The organism is Brucella sp. LJL56 (assembly GCF_054871705.1).
This window is the reverse complement of record NZ_JBTXLQ010000001.1, coordinates 81,706-98,208: the sequence shown is the minus strand read 5'-3', so window position 1 is coordinate 98,208 and position 16,503 is coordinate 81,706. Positions and strand designations below refer to the sequence as shown.

Genomic DNA, 16,503 nt, shown 5'->3' with positions numbered 1-16,503 from the left:
TGCGTAAAGCAAAGAGATAGAGCGTATCCAAAGTTCCCTTTTAGCCGGGAGCCTTCCAGGATTATTCGCAGCGATTTGCATCATCATTGGCGTCTGATGAACAGCTCGCTGCATTTTGGGCAGAGCGGGATTTTGGTTTGTACTCGCGTTCCGCTAAACCGCGTGCCGGACGTGAATGGATGCGATGCAAATGCCAGGGACGGCTCGGTGTATCGACAGCAAATGTTATCCGGCTGTCCTGTTGCAGCTCAGATGTTGGCGATGCCGCCTCAGCTTTCGTTGTTTTGGGTGAAATTAAGGATAAGGCCTGAGGAGTTCGGTTTTGTTCTGCTGCTTTTCCGAGTCTTATCTCCACAGATCCCTTTAGCGCCAGATCGCGTTTACTGATGCTCAGAGTTGTTGAGCGCCCGCACGAAGATTCCTTGCCAGGAACAGCGAGAATGACCACATCGCCAATGTTGCAGGCGATCTCTTGCATCGCGATATCTGCTGTGTAGGCCAGTGTGTGGCCATCGCGCAAGTTGATCGTGCACAATCCATCTTCACATTCGAACCCATCCGAATCCGTTCGTTTTCTGTTTTTGCCCGATGGCGGTGCAATGAATTCTTCGACCAGATATGCTGTTTTCCAATTATCGACTGTAAATTGCGACGGACGGCTCCGATTGACTGCAAATCTCCCATCAGCCAGTCGGACTCCAACCAGTTTGGCATCTTCTGATACCACGATGTCGGGAAAAGGTTCCCTGACGAAAGCAGCGAACCCAAGAACGATGAAGGGCAGCGCCAACACCTTCAGTCTAGTCGACAAAACAACAGCCAGAACAAGCGCAATGGTCCAGAAAACGAGAGTGAGTGCAGGCATGGCGCCGGGATTGCCATCGGGGGACCACGCCGCAACAAAAGAGGCAATGTGTCTGACAGCGAAGATACCCCAGCCCACGATCTGCAAAGGCACCCAGTCCAGTTGCAATGGCATCAACACAAGGCCGAAGACAGCAAACGGCATTACGAGAAGAGCTATTACGGGCTCAGCGAGGACATTTCCTACCAAACCGAACGGCGCTGTGTTGTTGAAATGATAAGCTGCAAAAATCCCGCTCGCCAGTCCGGCAATGAGCGAGGTACCAGCCGCAGCCGTGATAGGCTTCAGGACTTTTCCAGCGAAACCATAGGTGGTCTTCCCACGCTTTCCCGCTCCAACCTGCCCGATCACGTTGCGCTGGCTCCACCAGGCAAAACCTGCAATCAACGCGGCCGTAGCCGAAAAAGACATTTGAAAACTCGGCCCCAATATTTCATGCGGCGAGATTGCAATCATAGCTATGGCCGCAATCGCCAGATTACGCATACTGATCGCAGCACGGTCCACCAGCAATGCACCAAGCATAACCGCGATCATTACATAGCTTCGTTGTGCGGCCACATCCGCACCCGACATCGCAAGATAGAAAGTACAGCTTAGCAGGGAGAGAAATGCCGCATACTTCTTCACGGGATGCCGCACGCTAAAGGCCGGAAAAAGAGCGAAAAGAGAGCGCAACGTCAGCATGACGACTCCGGCTGCAAGCGCCATATGCAAGCCGGAGATCGACAGAATATGCGCAAGCCCCGCTTTGCGCAGATCTTCATTCGTCTGCTCACTAATCCCGGCCCGCGTGCCTGCTACGAGTGCCGAGGCGACACTGCCATCCTCCCCACCTATCACTTCCTCGATTCGTTCAGACACCCGAACACGCAACATGGCAATCCACTGGGAAATTTCCGCAGTCAGTTCATCTGGCGGAGAAACCGTCGCCACTTTGGGTGTTCCGAGAAAGAAACCATTGGCGCCAATCCCATTGAAATAAGCGTGAAACGAGAAATCATAGTTGCCGGGGCGAACCGGGCCTGAAGGGGTTCGCAATCGGACAAAACCCGTCAGTCCGCCGCCGATCACCGTCGATGCAGGAATGTCCCTTGCATTGACGCGGATGCGCTTGGGCGGAAAACGGAGTTTGGGGCGTTCGGTCTGGAGCACATCAAGCGTTATCCGCCAGCTTTCGTTATCCTGATACTCCAGCGCAATAACCCGTCCCGTCACACGTGTCGCTACATCGGAGCCCAGCATCGGCGTTGCACGACGCTCCGTCTCCCATTTGCCGACCACAAGACCGGCTATCAAAGCGATGGCCAACGTTGTGCCTTGCGTAGCGACATGGTGCCTTCGCGTTGCAATTCGCAAACCGACGGCGATCGCAAGCATGGATAGAAGTGGTGTCCACGCAGGTTCGAATGAGAGCGTAAAATAGATGATTGCGCCAACACCGGCGAAAACTGGCAATAAGAGAAAAAATACGCCTCGCCCGGCTTCAGTTTCAATTGCTGCCCTGACCTGATCAGTTGCAACGAAGAGAATGGAGAGTAGACGCTCACGCCGGCTGAGCACAGGCGGCTTGACCAATTCCGGATTTGCCGGAGGTTCTGTTTCATTCTGGGGCCAAGCCTCTGGCAACAAAGCACGCAACAGACCATCGGGCATGCTTCTGACAAGCGCCCGCTCGTTAGCATTGCTCGCTTCCCTGATGCCTGTCATGCCCCCGCCTGACCGCAAAAGTTAGCCCAAACCGCCGAAATACCCCGAAAGAACGACGGCACATCAGCACGAAAGGGATGTGAAACCCTTGCGCACATTGCTGCCTATGCTACATGAACCGCAGCCGAAATCGAGTGGGTTCGCATCACGAACCCCGATTGCCTGCCGGAGTTTCTCCCGCAGGCGTTAGAATTCAAGTTTGCGCCAGTGTCTCGGCATTCGCCGCTACTCTCAAAAGGCGCATGACATAGTGGAGCTATCATGTCGAAACCGGTCGTTACCCGTTTTGCCCCCTCGCCCACGGGGTATTTGCACATCGGTGGTGCGCGCACTGCCTTGTTCAACTGGCTCTACGCCAAGCACAATGGCGGCAAGATGTTGCTGCGCATCGAAGACACCGACCGGGAACGTTCCACAGACGCCGCGACCGCTGCCATTCTCGATGGGCTGACCTGGTTAGGTCTGGATTGGGACGGCGACGCCATCTCACAGTTTGAACGCGCACCTCGCCATCGTGAAGTAGCGGAAGAACTCGTCGCTCTTGGGAAGGCATATTATTGCTATACAACGCCAGAAGAACTGGAAGAAATGCGCGAGAAAGCACGGGCGGAAGGCCGCCCGCCGCGCTATGATGGTCGCTGGCGTGATCGCGATCCGTCTGAAGCGCCTGCAGGCGTGAAGCCCGTCGTCCGGATCAAAGCTCCGCAGGAAGGCGAAACCCTCGTTCGGGATGCTGTGCAGGGCGACGTGCGTTTCCCGAACAAGGATCTCGATGATTTCATTATTCTGCGTTCCGACGGTACGCCGACTTATATGCATGCGGTTGTGGTCGACGATCACGATATGGGTGTGACGCACATCATTCGCGGCGACGATCATCTTACCAACGCCGCGCGACAGACCGTAATCTATGATGCGATGGGGTGGGACGTACCGCAAATGTCGCATATCCCCCTCATTCATGGTGCCGATGGCGCAAAACTCTCCAAGCGTCATGGCGCCCTGGGTGTCGATGCTTACCGTGCAATGGGCTATTTGCCCGCAGCCCTGCGCAACTATCTCGTGCGCCTCGGTTGGAGTCACGGTGATGACGAAGTCATGTCGACCGAGCAAATGATCGAGTGGTTCGACGTCAAAGATATCAATAAGGGCGCAGCCCGCTTCGACTTTCAAAAGCTTGAGGCAATTAACGGCCTCTATATGCGTGCCAGCGATGATAAAGCGCTTTACGACGCGCTCGTCACCGTTCTGCCGGAAATCGAAGGTGGTAAGGAAATTGCAGACGCTCTGGACGACAAGCGAAGCGCACAATTGCTTGCGGCCATGCCTGGCTTGAAGGATCGTGCCAAAACTCTGGTGGAACTGGCCGACGGATCGAAGTTTATCTTTGCAGCCCGTCCGCTCGACCTTGATGAGAAGGCAGCTTCGCTCCTGAACGAGGAAGGCCGCTCCGTCCTTAAATCCGTGCTCCCGGATTTGGAAGAAGCTGGAGAGTGGACCGCTGAATCGCTTGATGCCGTCGTACGGACTCACGCAGAGAAAACCGGGCTGAAACTGGGCAAGATTGCACAGCCCCTACGTGCAGCATTGACTGGTCGCGCCACCTCTCCGGGCGTGTTCGACGTGCTTTTCGTCCTTGGACGCGAAGAGTCACTTGGACGTATTCGCGATCAAATCGGTTAAGGTGGGAACATTCACGCTGACGTGACAAAACCGGCGTAAATAGTTCAAATTACGCATTGCATCACGAACCGTTTGGGATAGTTTGACGGGCAAAATCGTTAGGATAATGCGTGAAACGCTGATGGTCCCCGCAGGCCGGGGACTATGCCAAAAGATAAAAGACAAATTATAACGACGATTACAATTCTGCCGTCGTGCGGGCGGCAAAGTGGACATGAAAGGAAACACGATGTCAGATAGGACAGCCAGCTTTACACTAGAAGGCAAAACATTCGACCTGCCTGTGCGACAAGGCACTGTCGGACCAGACGTCGTTGATATCGGTCCACTCTACAAGAATTCCCAGATGTTCACCTACGATCCGGGCTTCACATCCACTGCATCGTGCGAATCCAAGATCACTTACATTGATGGCGATGAAGGCACGCTGCTCTATCGCGGCTACCCGATCGATCAGCTCGCCGAACACGGTGATTTTCTGGAAACCTGCTATCTGCTTCTCTACGGCGAATTGCCGACGGCAACCCAGAAGTCTGACTTCGACTATCGTGTGACGCGCCACACGATGATCCACGAGCAGATGACGAAGTTCTTTACGGGCTTCCGTCGCGATGCCCATCCGATGGCTGTGATGGTCGGTTGCGTTGGTGCAATGTCAGCCTTCTATCATGACTCGACCGACATCACCGATCCGCATCAGCGTATGGTCGCTTCGATCCGTCTGATCGCCAAGGTTCCGACGCTCGCCGCTATGGCCTACAAGTACCATATCGGCCAGCCGTTCATGTATCCGCAGAACGATCTCGATTTCGCATCGAACTTCCTGCACATGTGCTTTGCCGTTCCGTGCGAAGATTACAAGGTCAATCCGGTTCTGGCACGCGCGATGGACCGTATCTTCATCCTTCATGCAGATCACGAGCAGAACGCCTCGACCTCAACCGTGCGTCTCGCCGGTTCTTCTGGCGCCAATCCATTTGCATGTATCGCTGCCGGCGTTGCCTGCCTCTGGGGTCCGGCCCATGGTGGCGCAAATGAAGCTGCACTCAACATGCTGGCTGAAATCGGTTCCGTTGACCGTATTCCAGAATTCATCGCCCGTGCAAAAGACAAGAATGATCCGTTCCGTCTGATGGGTTTTGGTCACCGCGTCTACAAAAACTATGATCCACGCGCCAAGATCATGCAGAAGACCTGCCATGAAGTTCTGGGCGAACTCGGTATCAAGGACGATCCATTGCTCGACGTTGCGATGGAACTCGAAAAGATCGCCCTGACGGACGAATACTTCATTGAGAAGAAGCTTTATCCGAATATCGACTTCTACTCCGGCATCACGCTGAAGGCTCTCGGCTTCCCGACCGAAATGTTCACGGTTCTCTTTGCTCTCGCCCGCACCGTCGGCTGGGTCGCACAGTGGAAGGAAATGATCGAAGATCCGCAGCAGAAGATCGGCCGTCCGCGCCAGCTCTATACCGGCGCTCCCGAACGCGATTACGTGCCGCTCGCAAAGCGCAAATAAGTATCCGACCTACAAGAAAACCCCGGTTACCTTTGGTAGCCGGGGTTTTTCATGTCTTGTCTGAATCTGAACATCAGCTCCTGGAATTGTTTGCCAGTTCCAGAATGACCTGCGCTCCGATCTCACCAGACGGGCGCTCGGTTGACATGATCGAAGCGACCCTATCAAAACCGTCCAGTTGCGCTTGACGTGCCGACCCAGGACGCATCAGCCGCTCAAGGTTGCGGGCGAGCATTCCCGGACGAACAAACTCGTTAAAATATTCGGGAACGACTGGCTCGTCGGCAATGATATTCGGCAAGGCTGCGCTCCAGATCGTGATCTTAGGCATCAGAAATTTACGTGCGAACCAGTCCGCCTTATAGGAAAGCACACTAGGAATGCGCGAGAGGGCCAGCTCCAGCGAGACAGTTCCCGAAGCCGCGAGCGCCGCATCGGCGCGGGAAAACGCCTTCCACTTTTCTTCGTCACCCAGCACAATGAGCGGCTTGATAGCCCAGTTCTTAGAAAGATCCCGCACCATTTCCTCAATACGGGGCAGTGTTGGCAGAACAACGTCGAGTTTCTCGACACGTGCCGCAAGTTCGCCAACAGCCTGTCCGAACGGCTCCATGAGCATCTGGATTTCAGTCCGACGCGAGCCTGGCAAAACAAGCAACGTTTTCCGGGTTCCAACAGTCCGTTGTGCTTCCAGAGCTTTCTGCGCAGCCCGCGTATGCAATATCGGTTCATAGCTGGAAAGGCGGTGCCCGACATAAGTGGCACTCGGTCCGCTCAAGCGTTGCATAACCTCGACTTCAAACGGAAGAATAGTCAACACATGATCGAAATAGGCCTTCATCGCCCGGGCACGCTGCGGACGCCAGGCCCAAACACTCGGCGCTATATACTTCACAATAGGAATTGACGGATTCGCGGCTCTGATCTTTCTGGCAACACGATGTGTAAACTCGGGACTGTCGATCAGGAGTACGCAATCCGGCTTCTCTGCAACAATGCGCCGCGCCGTCTGCCCGATACGCAACATCAGCCCCGGCAAATTTTTAAGAATTGCGCCCAGTCCCATAAGTGCAATCTCGTGTGGATCAAAAAAGGATTTCATTCCACGAGCTGCGAGGTGATCACCTCCGACCCCTACAATATCGACCAGACGGTCCGTTTGGGTCCGCAACGCATCAATCAGATCCGCGCCAAGAAGGTCACCGGATTCTTCACCGGCCACGATTGCTATTTTCAATGGCCGGCTGGTCGTGCTCACTTCTTGATATCCTTTCTCTCGCGACTGACCGTTTCGATAAAAAGGCCTTTGTCGTTTGCTGCAGCGATGGTCTCGCCGAAGCCTAGAATGAATGTTCTACCCGCCTCAACCGCTATTCCTGACAAACCCGCCTGCACGGCTTTATCTATTGTCGAGATTCCAATGGTCGGAAGATCCGCCCTCTCGTCCTGTTGCGGTTTCGCCATCTTGACGAGAACGCCGCCCCGCCGAGGGATACGACCGGCTACACGCAACTCGCGTACACGCTCTATCATCTGATCGGTGCCTTCCGCCCCTTCGAGAGCAACGACACGACCACCAATTGCAATCGCACCCTGCCCGACATCAAGATCACCCAGACGAAGCGCAGATTCCATCGCAAGTTCAAGATTATGACGTTCTCGGGCGTCTGGTACTTTTCGAGTCAGGACTTGAGCCGGTGACGGGGAAAGCAAATCCGGGACGACCTCATGAGCTCCGACAACTTTGAAGCCAAAGGATTCCAGCAGGCCTATGAACGCGCGCAACAGGGCATCGTCGCCTTGCCCCAGTGCGCGCAAAACGTAAGGCACCGCACGTAAAGTGGGCCAGTCGAACTTCAGATCGCTGACATGGGGCCTGCTTGTCACCCCTCCAGCAAGGACAACCCGATCCACACCGGCATCCTTCATGGACCGCACGAGTTTTGCAAACTCAACGATCGAAATTTCCTGATGTTCATATTTATAAAGTGTAGGATCGGCTTCTCCTCGCAACGGCACAAGGAAAGGCGATTTTCCTGCGGCCGCGAGAACGCTGGCCACATTGATCGGCAGCAGGCCATTGCCAGCGATAATCGCAACGCGTCCCGCATCATCTGCGAGACGCGATATTTTCTCAATCTTCGTTACTGTCATGCCCGGCCGCACCATGGACCGCATCAAGCGGAGGCGTACAGTAGGCCCGCTTGGTATCGACATTAATGAAATCGATCATGTCAATGACAGCCGGAGAGTCTGGTATCGTAGTCAGAACGTCCTTGGCACGCTCCCGAATTGGCTTCGTGCGGTCGAACAGCATCCGGACTGCATGGCGGAGATTATGGATCTCCTTGCGTTCCATACCCGAGCGCTTCATGCCGACGATATTCAATCCGCCAAGATGAGCGTGCACACCAATCGCCATGCCATAAGGGATAAGATCGCTTACAACAGCGGCCATACCGCCAACGAAAGCGTGATGTCCAATGCGCACAAACTGATGTATCGCTGCCCCGCCGCCGAGAATGGCATGATGCCCGATTGTCGTGTGACCGCCGATCATCACGTTGTTGGAAAATGTAACGTAATCGCCAATATCACAGTCGTGTGCTACGTGCGCATAAGCAAGAAACGAACAGTTGTCACCGACGGAAGTGTAACCCCGCGCGCTGTCTGACCCTTTGTGCATGGTCACGCCTTCACGGATAAGGCAGTTTACACCAATATTCAGCTTGGTAGGGCCGCCCTTATGCTTATTGTTCTGCGGGTCGCACCCCAGAACAGCATGGGGATAAACCTTTCCGCCTGCGCCGAGCGTTGTTGCACCGGTTACCACTACGTGGCTCATCAATTCCGAATTGTCGCCGATGACGGCGCCAGACTGAATGTGACAGAAGGGACCGACAGACACACCCTGCCCCAGTTCCACACCCTGCTCCACAAGAGCGGTGGGGTGAATGAATGTTTCTTTCATCGATATGCTCACTGGCTTTCTTCGGCTGTGCTGATCATTGCAGCGACTTCAGCTTCCGCAACCTTTACACCATCAACTTCCGCGATGCATTCATATTTCGAGATATTTGCACGTTGCTTGATCTTCTTTACATGCAGCAGAAGCCGATCTCCCGGGATAACCGGGCGACGGAATTTCGCATTGTCTATGGTCATGAAATAGACCACGCCGGGGCGTCCGGTCTTACGTTGAAGCAGCGAAATGGCACCTGCTGTCTGCGCCATGGCTTCAACGATCAGTACACCCGGCATGATCGGCTTTTCGGGGAAGTGTCCCGAGAAATGCGGCTCGTTGATCGTCACATTCTTGATGCCGGTTGCAGAGACATCACCGTCAATGTCGATAATCCTGTCGATCAGCAAAAACGGATAGCGATGCGGCAACACTGCCAGAAGATCCTGGATATCTGCTGCTTCCAGCTTTGTCTGATTTGCATCACTCATCAGAGGATTGTTCCTTTCTCGATTGCCCGATGCTGCGGATGTTCGCAATATCGCGGAACCACTGCTTGATAGGCCGCGCAGGAATACCACCCCAGCGTTCCCCATCGGGTATGTCATTCATAACGCCGCTCGCTGCGGCAACCTGAACGCGCGAGCCGATAATCAAATGATCGGCAAGCCCCACGCGCCCACCTAACATGGTCTGGTCGCCAATGACACAACTGCCGGAAATGCCGCAATGCGCCGCGACAATACAGAAACGACCAAATCGCACGTTATGTGCGATTTGAACAAGATTATCGATCTTCGTTCCTTCACCGATGACGGTGTCATTCAACGAACCACGATCAATCGTGGTATTAGCACCAATCTCGACATTGTCCTGAATGATGACCCGACCAAGCTGGGGAACCTTTTCCAAACCGGCAGGGCCAGGAACGTAGCCGAAGCCATCCTGTCCTATTCGAACACCTGGATGAAGCGAAACCTGGTTGCCTATGAAAGCACACTGAACGGTTACACCTGGTGCAATATAGCTGTTGCGACCGATCTGGCTACCCTCGCCAATGACGGCTGTTGAGGCAACCAACGTACCGGAGCCAACGGTCACACCCTTCCCGATCACCGCTCCGGCTTCGATGGTTGCGCCATCTTCGATATGTGCGGATGGATGAATAATCGCCGCTGCAGAAACACCCGTTTCTCCAAACCAGCTAACCGGTCTGACAGATGCTGGAAACAGCATTCGACCAACAGATGCAAAATCCCGTTGCGGATTACGGGTAACCAGTGCCGCTATATGCGACGGCACACTATCTACAAGAGCTTCCGTGCAGAGAACACCTGCAGCATTGATCGAGGAGAGGCCGTCGGCGTTCTTCTTGCCCTCGACGAAAGCAAGTGAACCGTCAGATGCATCCTTCAACGAAGAAAGACGCGCAACAGAACGCGGCGCAAGCTTCGGGTCACGAAGTCTTGCACCGGTAAAATCTGCAATATCGCCAATCGTGAGTTCACGCGAAGGCGCGAAAAAAACAGGATCTGCCATCAAAACACTTTCTTTCCCGGGGTTGTTACACCCCAGGAAAAGGCAAATCTATTAGAACTTGGTCGAGACACCGAAGTTGAAGTTCTGAACCTTGTCGGTATCAGCCTTCGCGATCGGGAACGCATAGTCAAAGCGCAGCGGACCGAACGGAGAAGCCCACATCAAGCTTACACCTGCCGAAGCGCGAAGCTTCTTGTCGTCGCCGAGAGCACCGTCGGTATTGTTACCGTAAAGCGTTGCCGCATCTGCGAACAGAGCGCCACGGATACCAAGGCTTTCCGGAACGAGCGGCATCGGGAACTGAACTTCAGCCGTACCGTTGAAATAGGTCGTACCGCCCAGCCAATAGCGTCTACCGCTATCAGAGTCCTGATAAGGGCCGATGCCGTTAAACTTAAAGCCGCGAATGATATCCGAATTGTTCTTGAACAAATCGAAGATGCGAACGCCGTCATTTCCAAATTCATGGATATAACCGCCACCAACACCCAGCATACCGACGATATCGGCTTCCTGAGAAAGCGTCTTGTAGTAGTTAGCCTTGGCGGTTGTCTTGATGTACTTCGCATCACCACCGAGACCGGCAAACTCCTGCGTGAACTTGCCATAAAGACCGTCATGCGGGTTCTTCATGTCATCAATGGAGTTGTAGGTCAGCGAATAGCTGATCGAAGAACGAATCCACGGGCTATTTTCAGCCGCCTCAAGCAAAGCAGGGGCATAAAAATTATCCCGGTCCGCGCGGAACAGGTCATACTTTTCCTGTACGAGGTTATACGCGATACCTGCGGAGAAGTTGTCCGTGATCGGCAGACCGAAACGGATCGTACCACCGGTTTGCTCGACGTCGTAATCGTCATTTACGCGGTACGTACGACGGAAAACGTCAAAGCCAGCAGAGAGGCGGTAACCGAGGAAATATGGCTCGGTGAACGACAGACCGTAATTGCGCATGTCGTCCTGACCGGCGCCCGCACTGATACGAATATACTGGCCACGTCCGAGGAAGTTACGCTCGGTGATAGCAGCTTCAACCTGAGCACCCGGCGATTCGCCACCGGTCGTATAACCACCACCGATCGAGAACTCGCCGGTCGACTTTTCGACGACATCAACAACCAGAATAACCTGATCCGGCTCGGAACCGGGCGCAGTGGAAATATTGACCGTCTGGAAGAAATCAAGTGCCTCGAGACGACGCTTCGCACGCTGCACCATAACCTGATTGAAAGCATCGCCTTCGTTCATGTCGAATTCACGGCGAATCACGAAGTCACGGGTCTTGTCGTTGCCGCGGATTTCAATACGCTGGATGTAAGCGCGCGGGCCTTCGTCAACACTATAAACGACCGAGATCGTGTGATTATCGAAATCGCGATCACCACGCGGCTCGACCTTTGCAAAGGCATAGCCACTACCAGCAACATTTTCGGTAACCGCGAGCACCGAATCTTCGATTTCCTTGGCGCTGTAAGGCTTACCCGAACGAGTCTTGACCAGATGATCCAGAGCCTGCCCGTCAACGCCTTCAACGTTGCTTTCGACACTTACATTGCCGAACGTATAGCGCTGACCTTCATCAACCGTGATGGTGATCGTGTATTCGTTGGTCGAAGGATCGAGAACCGCATTCGATGAGATGACGCGGAAATCCGCATAGCCGCGATTGTAATAGAAACGACGGAGCGTTTCCTCGTCGGCCTGAAGACGACCTTCGTCATACACGTCGTTACGCGTCAGCCACGAAAGTGGGTTCGAGCGCTTGGTCGAGATTACATCACGCAGACGACGGGAGCCAAATGCCTGATTGCCGACGAAATCGACGTTTGCAATCTTCGTGCGCGAGCCTTCGTTGATTTCATAGACGACGTTTACACGTCCCTGACCAAGATCGACAGTACGCGCATTCACAGTCGCATCACTGCGCCCGATATGTGCGTAAGCTCCCTTGATAGCTTCAACGTCAGCTTCCATCGTTGCAGCTTCATAAGGCGAACGAGCCTTGAGCTGAACCGCGCGAGCGAGATCAGGATCCTTGATCTTCTTGTTGCCCTGGAAAAGGACATTGTTGACGACCGAACGCTCGGAAACATTCACGACGAGCGTATTGCCGGACTGATTGATGCGAACATCCGAGAACAGACCCATCGCGAACAGACGCTTCACCGCAGCATCAATATCGGCGCTGGTGAAAGCCTTGCCCGGACGAATCTCAATGTTGTCACGGATGGACTGTGCGTCGACGCGTGTATTACCGCGCACCTCGATACGGCTAACGACAGCAGCCTCGGCAACATTGACCGAAGCCAGCGAGAGTGCAGCAGTACCCGAAGCCACAAGAGCCACTGACATGGCGAGCGCAGATGCGGCGCCAAAGAATTTAGAACTTGCCGTCATAGGCTTTCCGAACCTTCGTTTTTTCTGTCCCCGGGGCGATTAACCCAGAAAAGCACGTACAGATACAACCGTCATACCCGGTTTTTCCATACAAGCAAGCGTCACGGTTAAATTCTGTTTACTTAAGCAACCAGCGTGGCATCCGCGCCACGCGATTCAAGCGTTATGGTAAACAAATCGCTTAGCTTTTCTAGCAGTCACTCCCAATTTTCACTTCTGTTTAACACCTTCCCCGATCCTCATCGACGAAGGTACGTATCATAGCGGTTAGCTGACTGGAGCCCTCCAGCCTGCACCGATCCCCAAGATCACCACCTGAGCCAGCCGGAGAGTCATCTAGCAGGCAAACAGGTCGTTGAAAAGTACGAACCCCATAAATCCCATAACAAGAAGGAACCCCGCACGGTAGAAAATTTCCTGCGCCGCAGCAGACACCGGACTACCTTTTATGGCCTCGACTGCATAGAAAACCAGATGACCACCATCCAGTGGAGGCAGCGGAAACAGGTTCAAAAGCCCTATGCCGACAGATAACATCGCCATCAGTTGAATGAGCCAATCAAAACCCTGACTTGCCGCCTTGCCCGCCATGTTGGCGATCTTGACCGGACCACCAAGCTGGCATTTATCCTCGCGCCCTACCGCGAAACGCTGGAAAAACTCCCCCGTGCGGCTGATAATATAGCCTGTCTCCATGACAGCTTGCCCCACTGATTCGAGAGGACCATATTCAATCCGGCGAAAATTACCGACAGCTTCAGTGGTTTCCACACCGATAGCGCCTAGCTTGATCTTGTTTCCAAGCGGGTCGGTTCGCTCGACAATTGCCGGAACAGCCTGCAGATCCACCATCTTGCCATTACGTTCGACGGTGAAATTCAGCTTGTCTCCTGCTCGTCCCGATACGATACGCTGTACGTCAGAAAAAGTTGTGATCTTTTCGCCATCAACGCTGATAAAACGATCTCCAGCTTCAAACCCTGCTTCTGCTGCCGGGCTATCTGGCTGAACGCCAGCGATAAGTGGATCGGAAATCTGTCGCCCATAAAGTGCAAAGAAGACGCTAAAGATAATGACCGTCAGAATGATGTTGAAAGCAGGTCCCGCAAAGACGGTCGCCGCGCGCTTCCAAACAGGTTGAGTATGAAATGCCCTTTGCTGCTCATCTTCACTCAGTTTTGCGCTATCGACATCGACAGGAGAACTTGTGGCGCTCTCATCACCGATAAACTTGACGTAACCACCAAGCGGAATCGCAGAAATCTTCCACCGTGTTCCGTGCTTGTCCGTGAAACCGATCAACTCAGGTCCAAAGCCGATAGAAAAAGCCTGAGAACCAATGCCGCACCAGCGCGCAACCAGGTAATGGCCCATTTCATGGACAAAAACCACAACGGTCAGAACAAAGAGAAATGGAATGATGGTCCCGACAAGCAGGCTTTCGCCACCCAGAAAAAAGGCCAACGCCTCCTGCAAATCACTACTCCTTACAAAGTGCTATCGAGCCACGAAGAGCTGAATGGATTTTGAACTACCCCTAAACTCGTTCGTTGCATTCTTAGAAACTGAAAAAAATCGCGGACGGCACATCTGGCTCGGCAAAAATCGCACCAAACAGGTACAAAAGTGCGGCAGCAGCCACAAGCCCATCAACGCGATCCAGAACACCGCCGTGCCCCGGCAGAAGACGTCCGGAATCCTTTGCGCCGAACTGGCGCTTCACCCATGATTCTGCAAGGTCGCCGATCTGCGAAACAATAGACAGCAACAGTGCGAGCAGCGGTACGAGCCAGCTACCCGGCGCAGCCACAAGAGACGCAACCAGAATGCCGCCGGCCACCGCAGCAGCGGCACCACCGATGGCGCCGGACCAGGTTTTATTCGGTGAAAAGCGCGGTGCCAGTTTTGGTCCACCCAACGCCCGACCATTGAAGTAAGCTGCAATATCGGTGGACCAGACAACGGCGAAGAGGAAAACAATCGCAGTGAAGCCGAACGGCTCGTCACCGCGCAGGAGCGAGAGGGAAACGGCAGAGAAACCGGCATAGAAAAGTCCAGCCGCTGGCCAGCCTCGCCCAGCCCGCCATTGTGTGACCAAAAGAATGAGGGTGCCCACGAGCAGAACGCCAATTGTCAGCAATGCGCTCCGGTCCATTACGAGCAGGATGCTGGTAAATACCAGCCATCCCCAGCCAAACAGACGCGAAAACGATGTCTGTTTCGATTCGGTCAAGCTCGTCCACTCGTGGAACATAGCCAATCCAATCGCAATCGAAAACAATGTGAAACCCAAACCGCCGACCCATGTCAGCCATAAGGCGGCTGCACCGAGGACAATGGCAGTAATGATACGGGTTTGCAGATTGGACATTGAGACCTTTCGACGGGCTGGCTTATGCCATACTAGAGCATTTTCAATGGTGCTGCCCCTCGGGAGCCACCTTAGACTGCCGCCCCCTTGGTCGAAGGGCATGCGATTTCGTTTTCAAGTTCCTCCAGCCCGGCGCGCGTTTCAACACCACCGAACCGACGCTCACGCTGGCGAAAAGCCTCATACGCCGCATCAAGGTCGGACGAGCGGAAATCTGGCCAATGAATGGACAGGAACAGAAACTCTGAATATGCAGCTTGCCAGAGCAGAAAGTTCGACAGGCGCATTTCACCGCTTGTGCGGATGATGAGATCTGGATCGGGTATCCCGGCAGTATCGAGATTTGCAGAAACCAGTTCACTGGAAATTGAGGCTGGATCAAGTAGCCCGGCAGCAACATCGCGCGCCAAGCTTCGCACGGCGCGAACGATCTCGTCGCGGGAACCGTAGTTGAAGGCTATGATCAGGTTAAGGCCGGTATTGCGATGCGTAAGCGTCTCCGCTTCGATCAATAGGGCGCGAATATCGGCGGCAAGATCATCGCGTTCGCCGATAATGCTGACCCGCACATTGTTGCGATGCAGTTCTGCAAGATCACGACGGATGAAAATCTTCAGCAAACCCAGAAGGTCGTTCACCTCCCCGCTGGGGCGAGACCAGTTTTCTGAAGAAAATGCAAACAATGTAAGGTAGCCGAGGCCACGGTCCCCGGCTGCCCGTACCGTCTCACGAAGAGCTTCCACGCCTGCCCTGTGTCCGGCGCTGCGCGGCAAATTGCGTGCCTTCGCCCAACGGCCATTGCCATCCATGATAATGGCGATGTGGCGCGGATTGGACATGGCGAAGCTCTCCCTCAATGAAAATCATGCAAGGCCTAAACCTGCATGATCTCCCCTTCTTTCACTGCAACAACCTTGTCCATCTCTGCAATGGTTTCGTCGGTCAGCTTCTGCACTTTTTCAGACTGTACCCGGCTGTCATCCTGACTGATGTCGCCGTCCTTCTCCAGCTTTTTCAGCGTGTCCATACCGTCGCGACGGACATGACGAGCAGCAATACGGCCTTGTTCAGCATATTGATGTGCGATCTTGACCAGTTCCTTGCGGCGCTGTTCATTCAGTTCCGGCAGCGGAATGCGAAGCGTCATACCGTCTGTGATCGGATTGAGGCCCAGACCGGAATCACGGATGGCGCGTTCTACGGCGCCTACCATGCTCTTGTCCCAGACGGAAACCGAAAGCATACGCGATTCGGGAACGGTGATATTGGCAACCTGATTGATCGGCATCGTGGCGCCGTAGGCTTCGATGGTGATAGGCTCAAGCAGGCTGGCGGAAGCACGGCCGGTACGAAGACCATTCAGATCGTGCTTCAAAGAATTGACTGCGCCTTCCATGCGGCGTTTCAGGTCGTTGATGTCGAAAGCATCACTCATACATTTTCTCCTTCATTAC

Annotated in this window: 13 protein-coding genes; 2 read left to right on the top strand and 11 right to left on the bottom strand. The window is 54.1% G+C overall.

Annotation, left to right across the window (positions count from 1 at the left end; translation table 11 throughout):
- Positions 1–61 precede the first annotated feature (61 nt).
- Positions 62–2,575 (bottom strand): ComEC/Rec2 family competence protein, encoded by a 2,514-nt coding sequence (locus tag ACYSN1_RS00525; RefSeq protein ID WP_461723965.1) that lies wholly within the window; start codon positions 2,573–2,575, stop codon positions 62–64.
- A 261-nt stretch (positions 2,576–2,836) separates the two neighbouring features.
- Here ACYSN1_RS00525 and gltX point away from each other — a divergent pair, with 261 nt between their 5' ends.
- Positions 2,837–4,258 (top strand): glutamate--tRNA ligase, encoded by a 1,422-nt coding sequence (gltX, locus tag ACYSN1_RS00520; RefSeq protein ID WP_461723964.1) that lies wholly within the window; start codon positions 2,837–2,839, stop codon positions 4,256–4,258.
- A 229-nt stretch (positions 4,259–4,487) separates the two neighbouring features.
- Positions 4,488–5,780: a citrate synthase gene (gene gltA, locus ACYSN1_RS00515; RefSeq protein ID WP_461723963.1), complete on the top strand. Its 1,293-nt coding sequence runs from the start codon at positions 4,488–4,490 to the stop codon at positions 5,778–5,780.
- Positions 5,781–5,853: 73 nt separating this feature from the next.
- Here the strand turns inward: gltA and lpxB are convergent, their stop codons facing one another.
- The 10 genes from lpxB to frr form a co-directional block, all read right to left on the bottom strand.
- Positions 5,854–7,038, bottom strand: coding sequence for a lipid-A-disaccharide synthase (gene lpxB / locus ACYSN1_RS00510; protein WP_461723962.1), 1,185 nt, complete (start codon positions 7,036–7,038; stop codon positions 5,854–5,856).
- Positions 7,035–7,934, bottom strand: a complete 900-nt coding sequence (locus tag ACYSN1_RS00505) for an LpxI family protein (RefSeq protein ID WP_461723961.1) — start codon at positions 7,932–7,934, stop codon at positions 7,035–7,037. Before ACYSN1_RS00505 ends, lpxB begins: the two co-directional genes overlap by 4 nt.
- Positions 7,915–8,751, bottom strand: a complete 837-nt coding sequence (gene lpxA / locus ACYSN1_RS00500; protein ID WP_461723960.1) for an acyl-ACP--UDP-N-acetylglucosamine O-acyltransferase — start codon at positions 8,749–8,751, stop codon at positions 7,915–7,917. The genes ACYSN1_RS00505 and lpxA overlap by 20 nt, the downstream gene beginning before the upstream one ends.
- 8 nt (positions 8,752–8,759) lie before the next feature.
- Positions 8,760–9,233 (bottom strand): 3-hydroxyacyl-ACP dehydratase FabZ, encoded by a 474-nt coding sequence (gene fabZ, locus ACYSN1_RS00495; RefSeq protein WP_461723959.1) that lies wholly within the window; start codon positions 9,231–9,233, stop codon positions 8,760–8,762.
- Complete coding sequence (gene lpxD, locus ACYSN1_RS00490; protein WP_461723958.1) at positions 9,226–10,281, bottom strand: UDP-3-O-(3-hydroxymyristoyl)glucosamine N-acyltransferase; 1,056 nt, start codon at positions 10,279–10,281, stop codon at positions 9,226–9,228. The genes fabZ and lpxD overlap by 8 nt, the downstream gene beginning before the upstream one ends.
- Positions 10,282–10,332: 51 nt before the next feature.
- Entirely contained in the window at positions 10,333–12,678 is a 2,346-nt protein-coding gene (gene bamA, locus ACYSN1_RS00485; RefSeq protein ID WP_461723957.1) for an outer membrane protein assembly factor BamA, read from the bottom strand.
- Positions 12,679–13,014: 336 nt separating this feature from the next.
- Positions 13,015–14,154 carry an RIP metalloprotease RseP gene (gene rseP / locus ACYSN1_RS00480; protein ID WP_461723956.1) on the bottom strand — a complete coding sequence of 380 codons (1,140 nt, stop codon included), beginning with the start codon at positions 14,152–14,154 and terminating at the stop codon, positions 13,015–13,017.
- Between the two features lie 82 nt (positions 14,155–14,236).
- Positions 14,237–15,049, bottom strand: a complete 813-nt coding sequence (locus ACYSN1_RS00475) for a phosphatidate cytidylyltransferase (RefSeq protein ID WP_461723955.1) — start codon at positions 15,047–15,049, stop codon at positions 14,237–14,239.
- A gap of 71 nt (positions 15,050–15,120) precedes the next feature.
- Positions 15,121–15,888 carry an isoprenyl transferase gene (locus tag ACYSN1_RS00470; RefSeq protein ID WP_461723954.1) on the bottom strand — a complete coding sequence of 256 codons (768 nt, stop codon included), beginning with the start codon at positions 15,886–15,888 and terminating at the stop codon, positions 15,121–15,123.
- Between the two features lie 35 nt (positions 15,889–15,923).
- Positions 15,924–16,484 carry a ribosome recycling factor gene (gene frr / locus ACYSN1_RS00465; protein ID WP_105542026.1) on the bottom strand — a complete coding sequence of 187 codons (561 nt, stop codon included), beginning with the start codon at positions 16,482–16,484 and terminating at the stop codon, positions 15,924–15,926.
- Between the last annotated feature and the right edge of the window lie 19 nt (positions 16,485–16,503).

Bases quoted from the DNA above. Each gene is read 5' to 3' on its own strand.
- ACYSN1_RS00525 (WP_461723965.1), bottom strand. From the start codon at position 2,575: ATGACAGGCATCAGGGAAGCGAGCAATGCTAACGAGCGGGCGCTTGTC.
- gltX (WP_461723964.1), top strand. From the start codon at position 2,837: ATGTCGAAACCGGTCGTTACCCGTTTTGCCCCCTCGCCCACGGGGTAT.
- gltA (WP_461723963.1), top strand. From the start codon at position 4,488: ATGTCAGATAGGACAGCCAGCTTTACACTAGAAGGCAAAACATTCGAC.
- ACYSN1_RS00505 (WP_461723961.1), bottom strand. From the start codon at position 7,934: ATGACAGTAACGAAGATTGAGAAAATATCGCGTCTCGCAGATGATGCG.
- lpxA (WP_461723960.1), bottom strand. From the start codon at position 8,751: ATGAAAGAAACATTCATTCACCCCACCGCTCTTGTGGAGCAGGGTGTG.
- fabZ (WP_461723959.1), bottom strand. From the start codon at position 9,233: ATGAGTGATGCAAATCAGACAAAGCTGGAAGCAGCAGATATCCAGGAT.
- lpxD (WP_461723958.1), bottom strand. From the start codon at position 10,281: ATGGCAGATCCTGTTTTTTTCGCGCCTTCGCGTGAACTCACGATTGGC.
- bamA (WP_461723957.1), bottom strand. From the start codon at position 12,678: ATGACGGCAAGTTCTAAATTCTTTGGCGCCGCATCTGCGCTCGCCATG.
- ACYSN1_RS00475 (WP_461723955.1), bottom strand. From the start codon at position 15,049: ATGTCCAATCTGCAAACCCGTATCATTACTGCCATTGTCCTCGGTGCA.
- ACYSN1_RS00470 (WP_461723954.1), bottom strand. From the start codon at position 15,888: ATGTCCAATCCGCGCCACATCGCCATTATCATGGATGGCAATGGCCGT.
- frr (WP_105542026.1), bottom strand. From the start codon at position 16,484: ATGAGTGATGCTTTCGACATCAACGACCTGAAACGCCGCATGGAAGGC.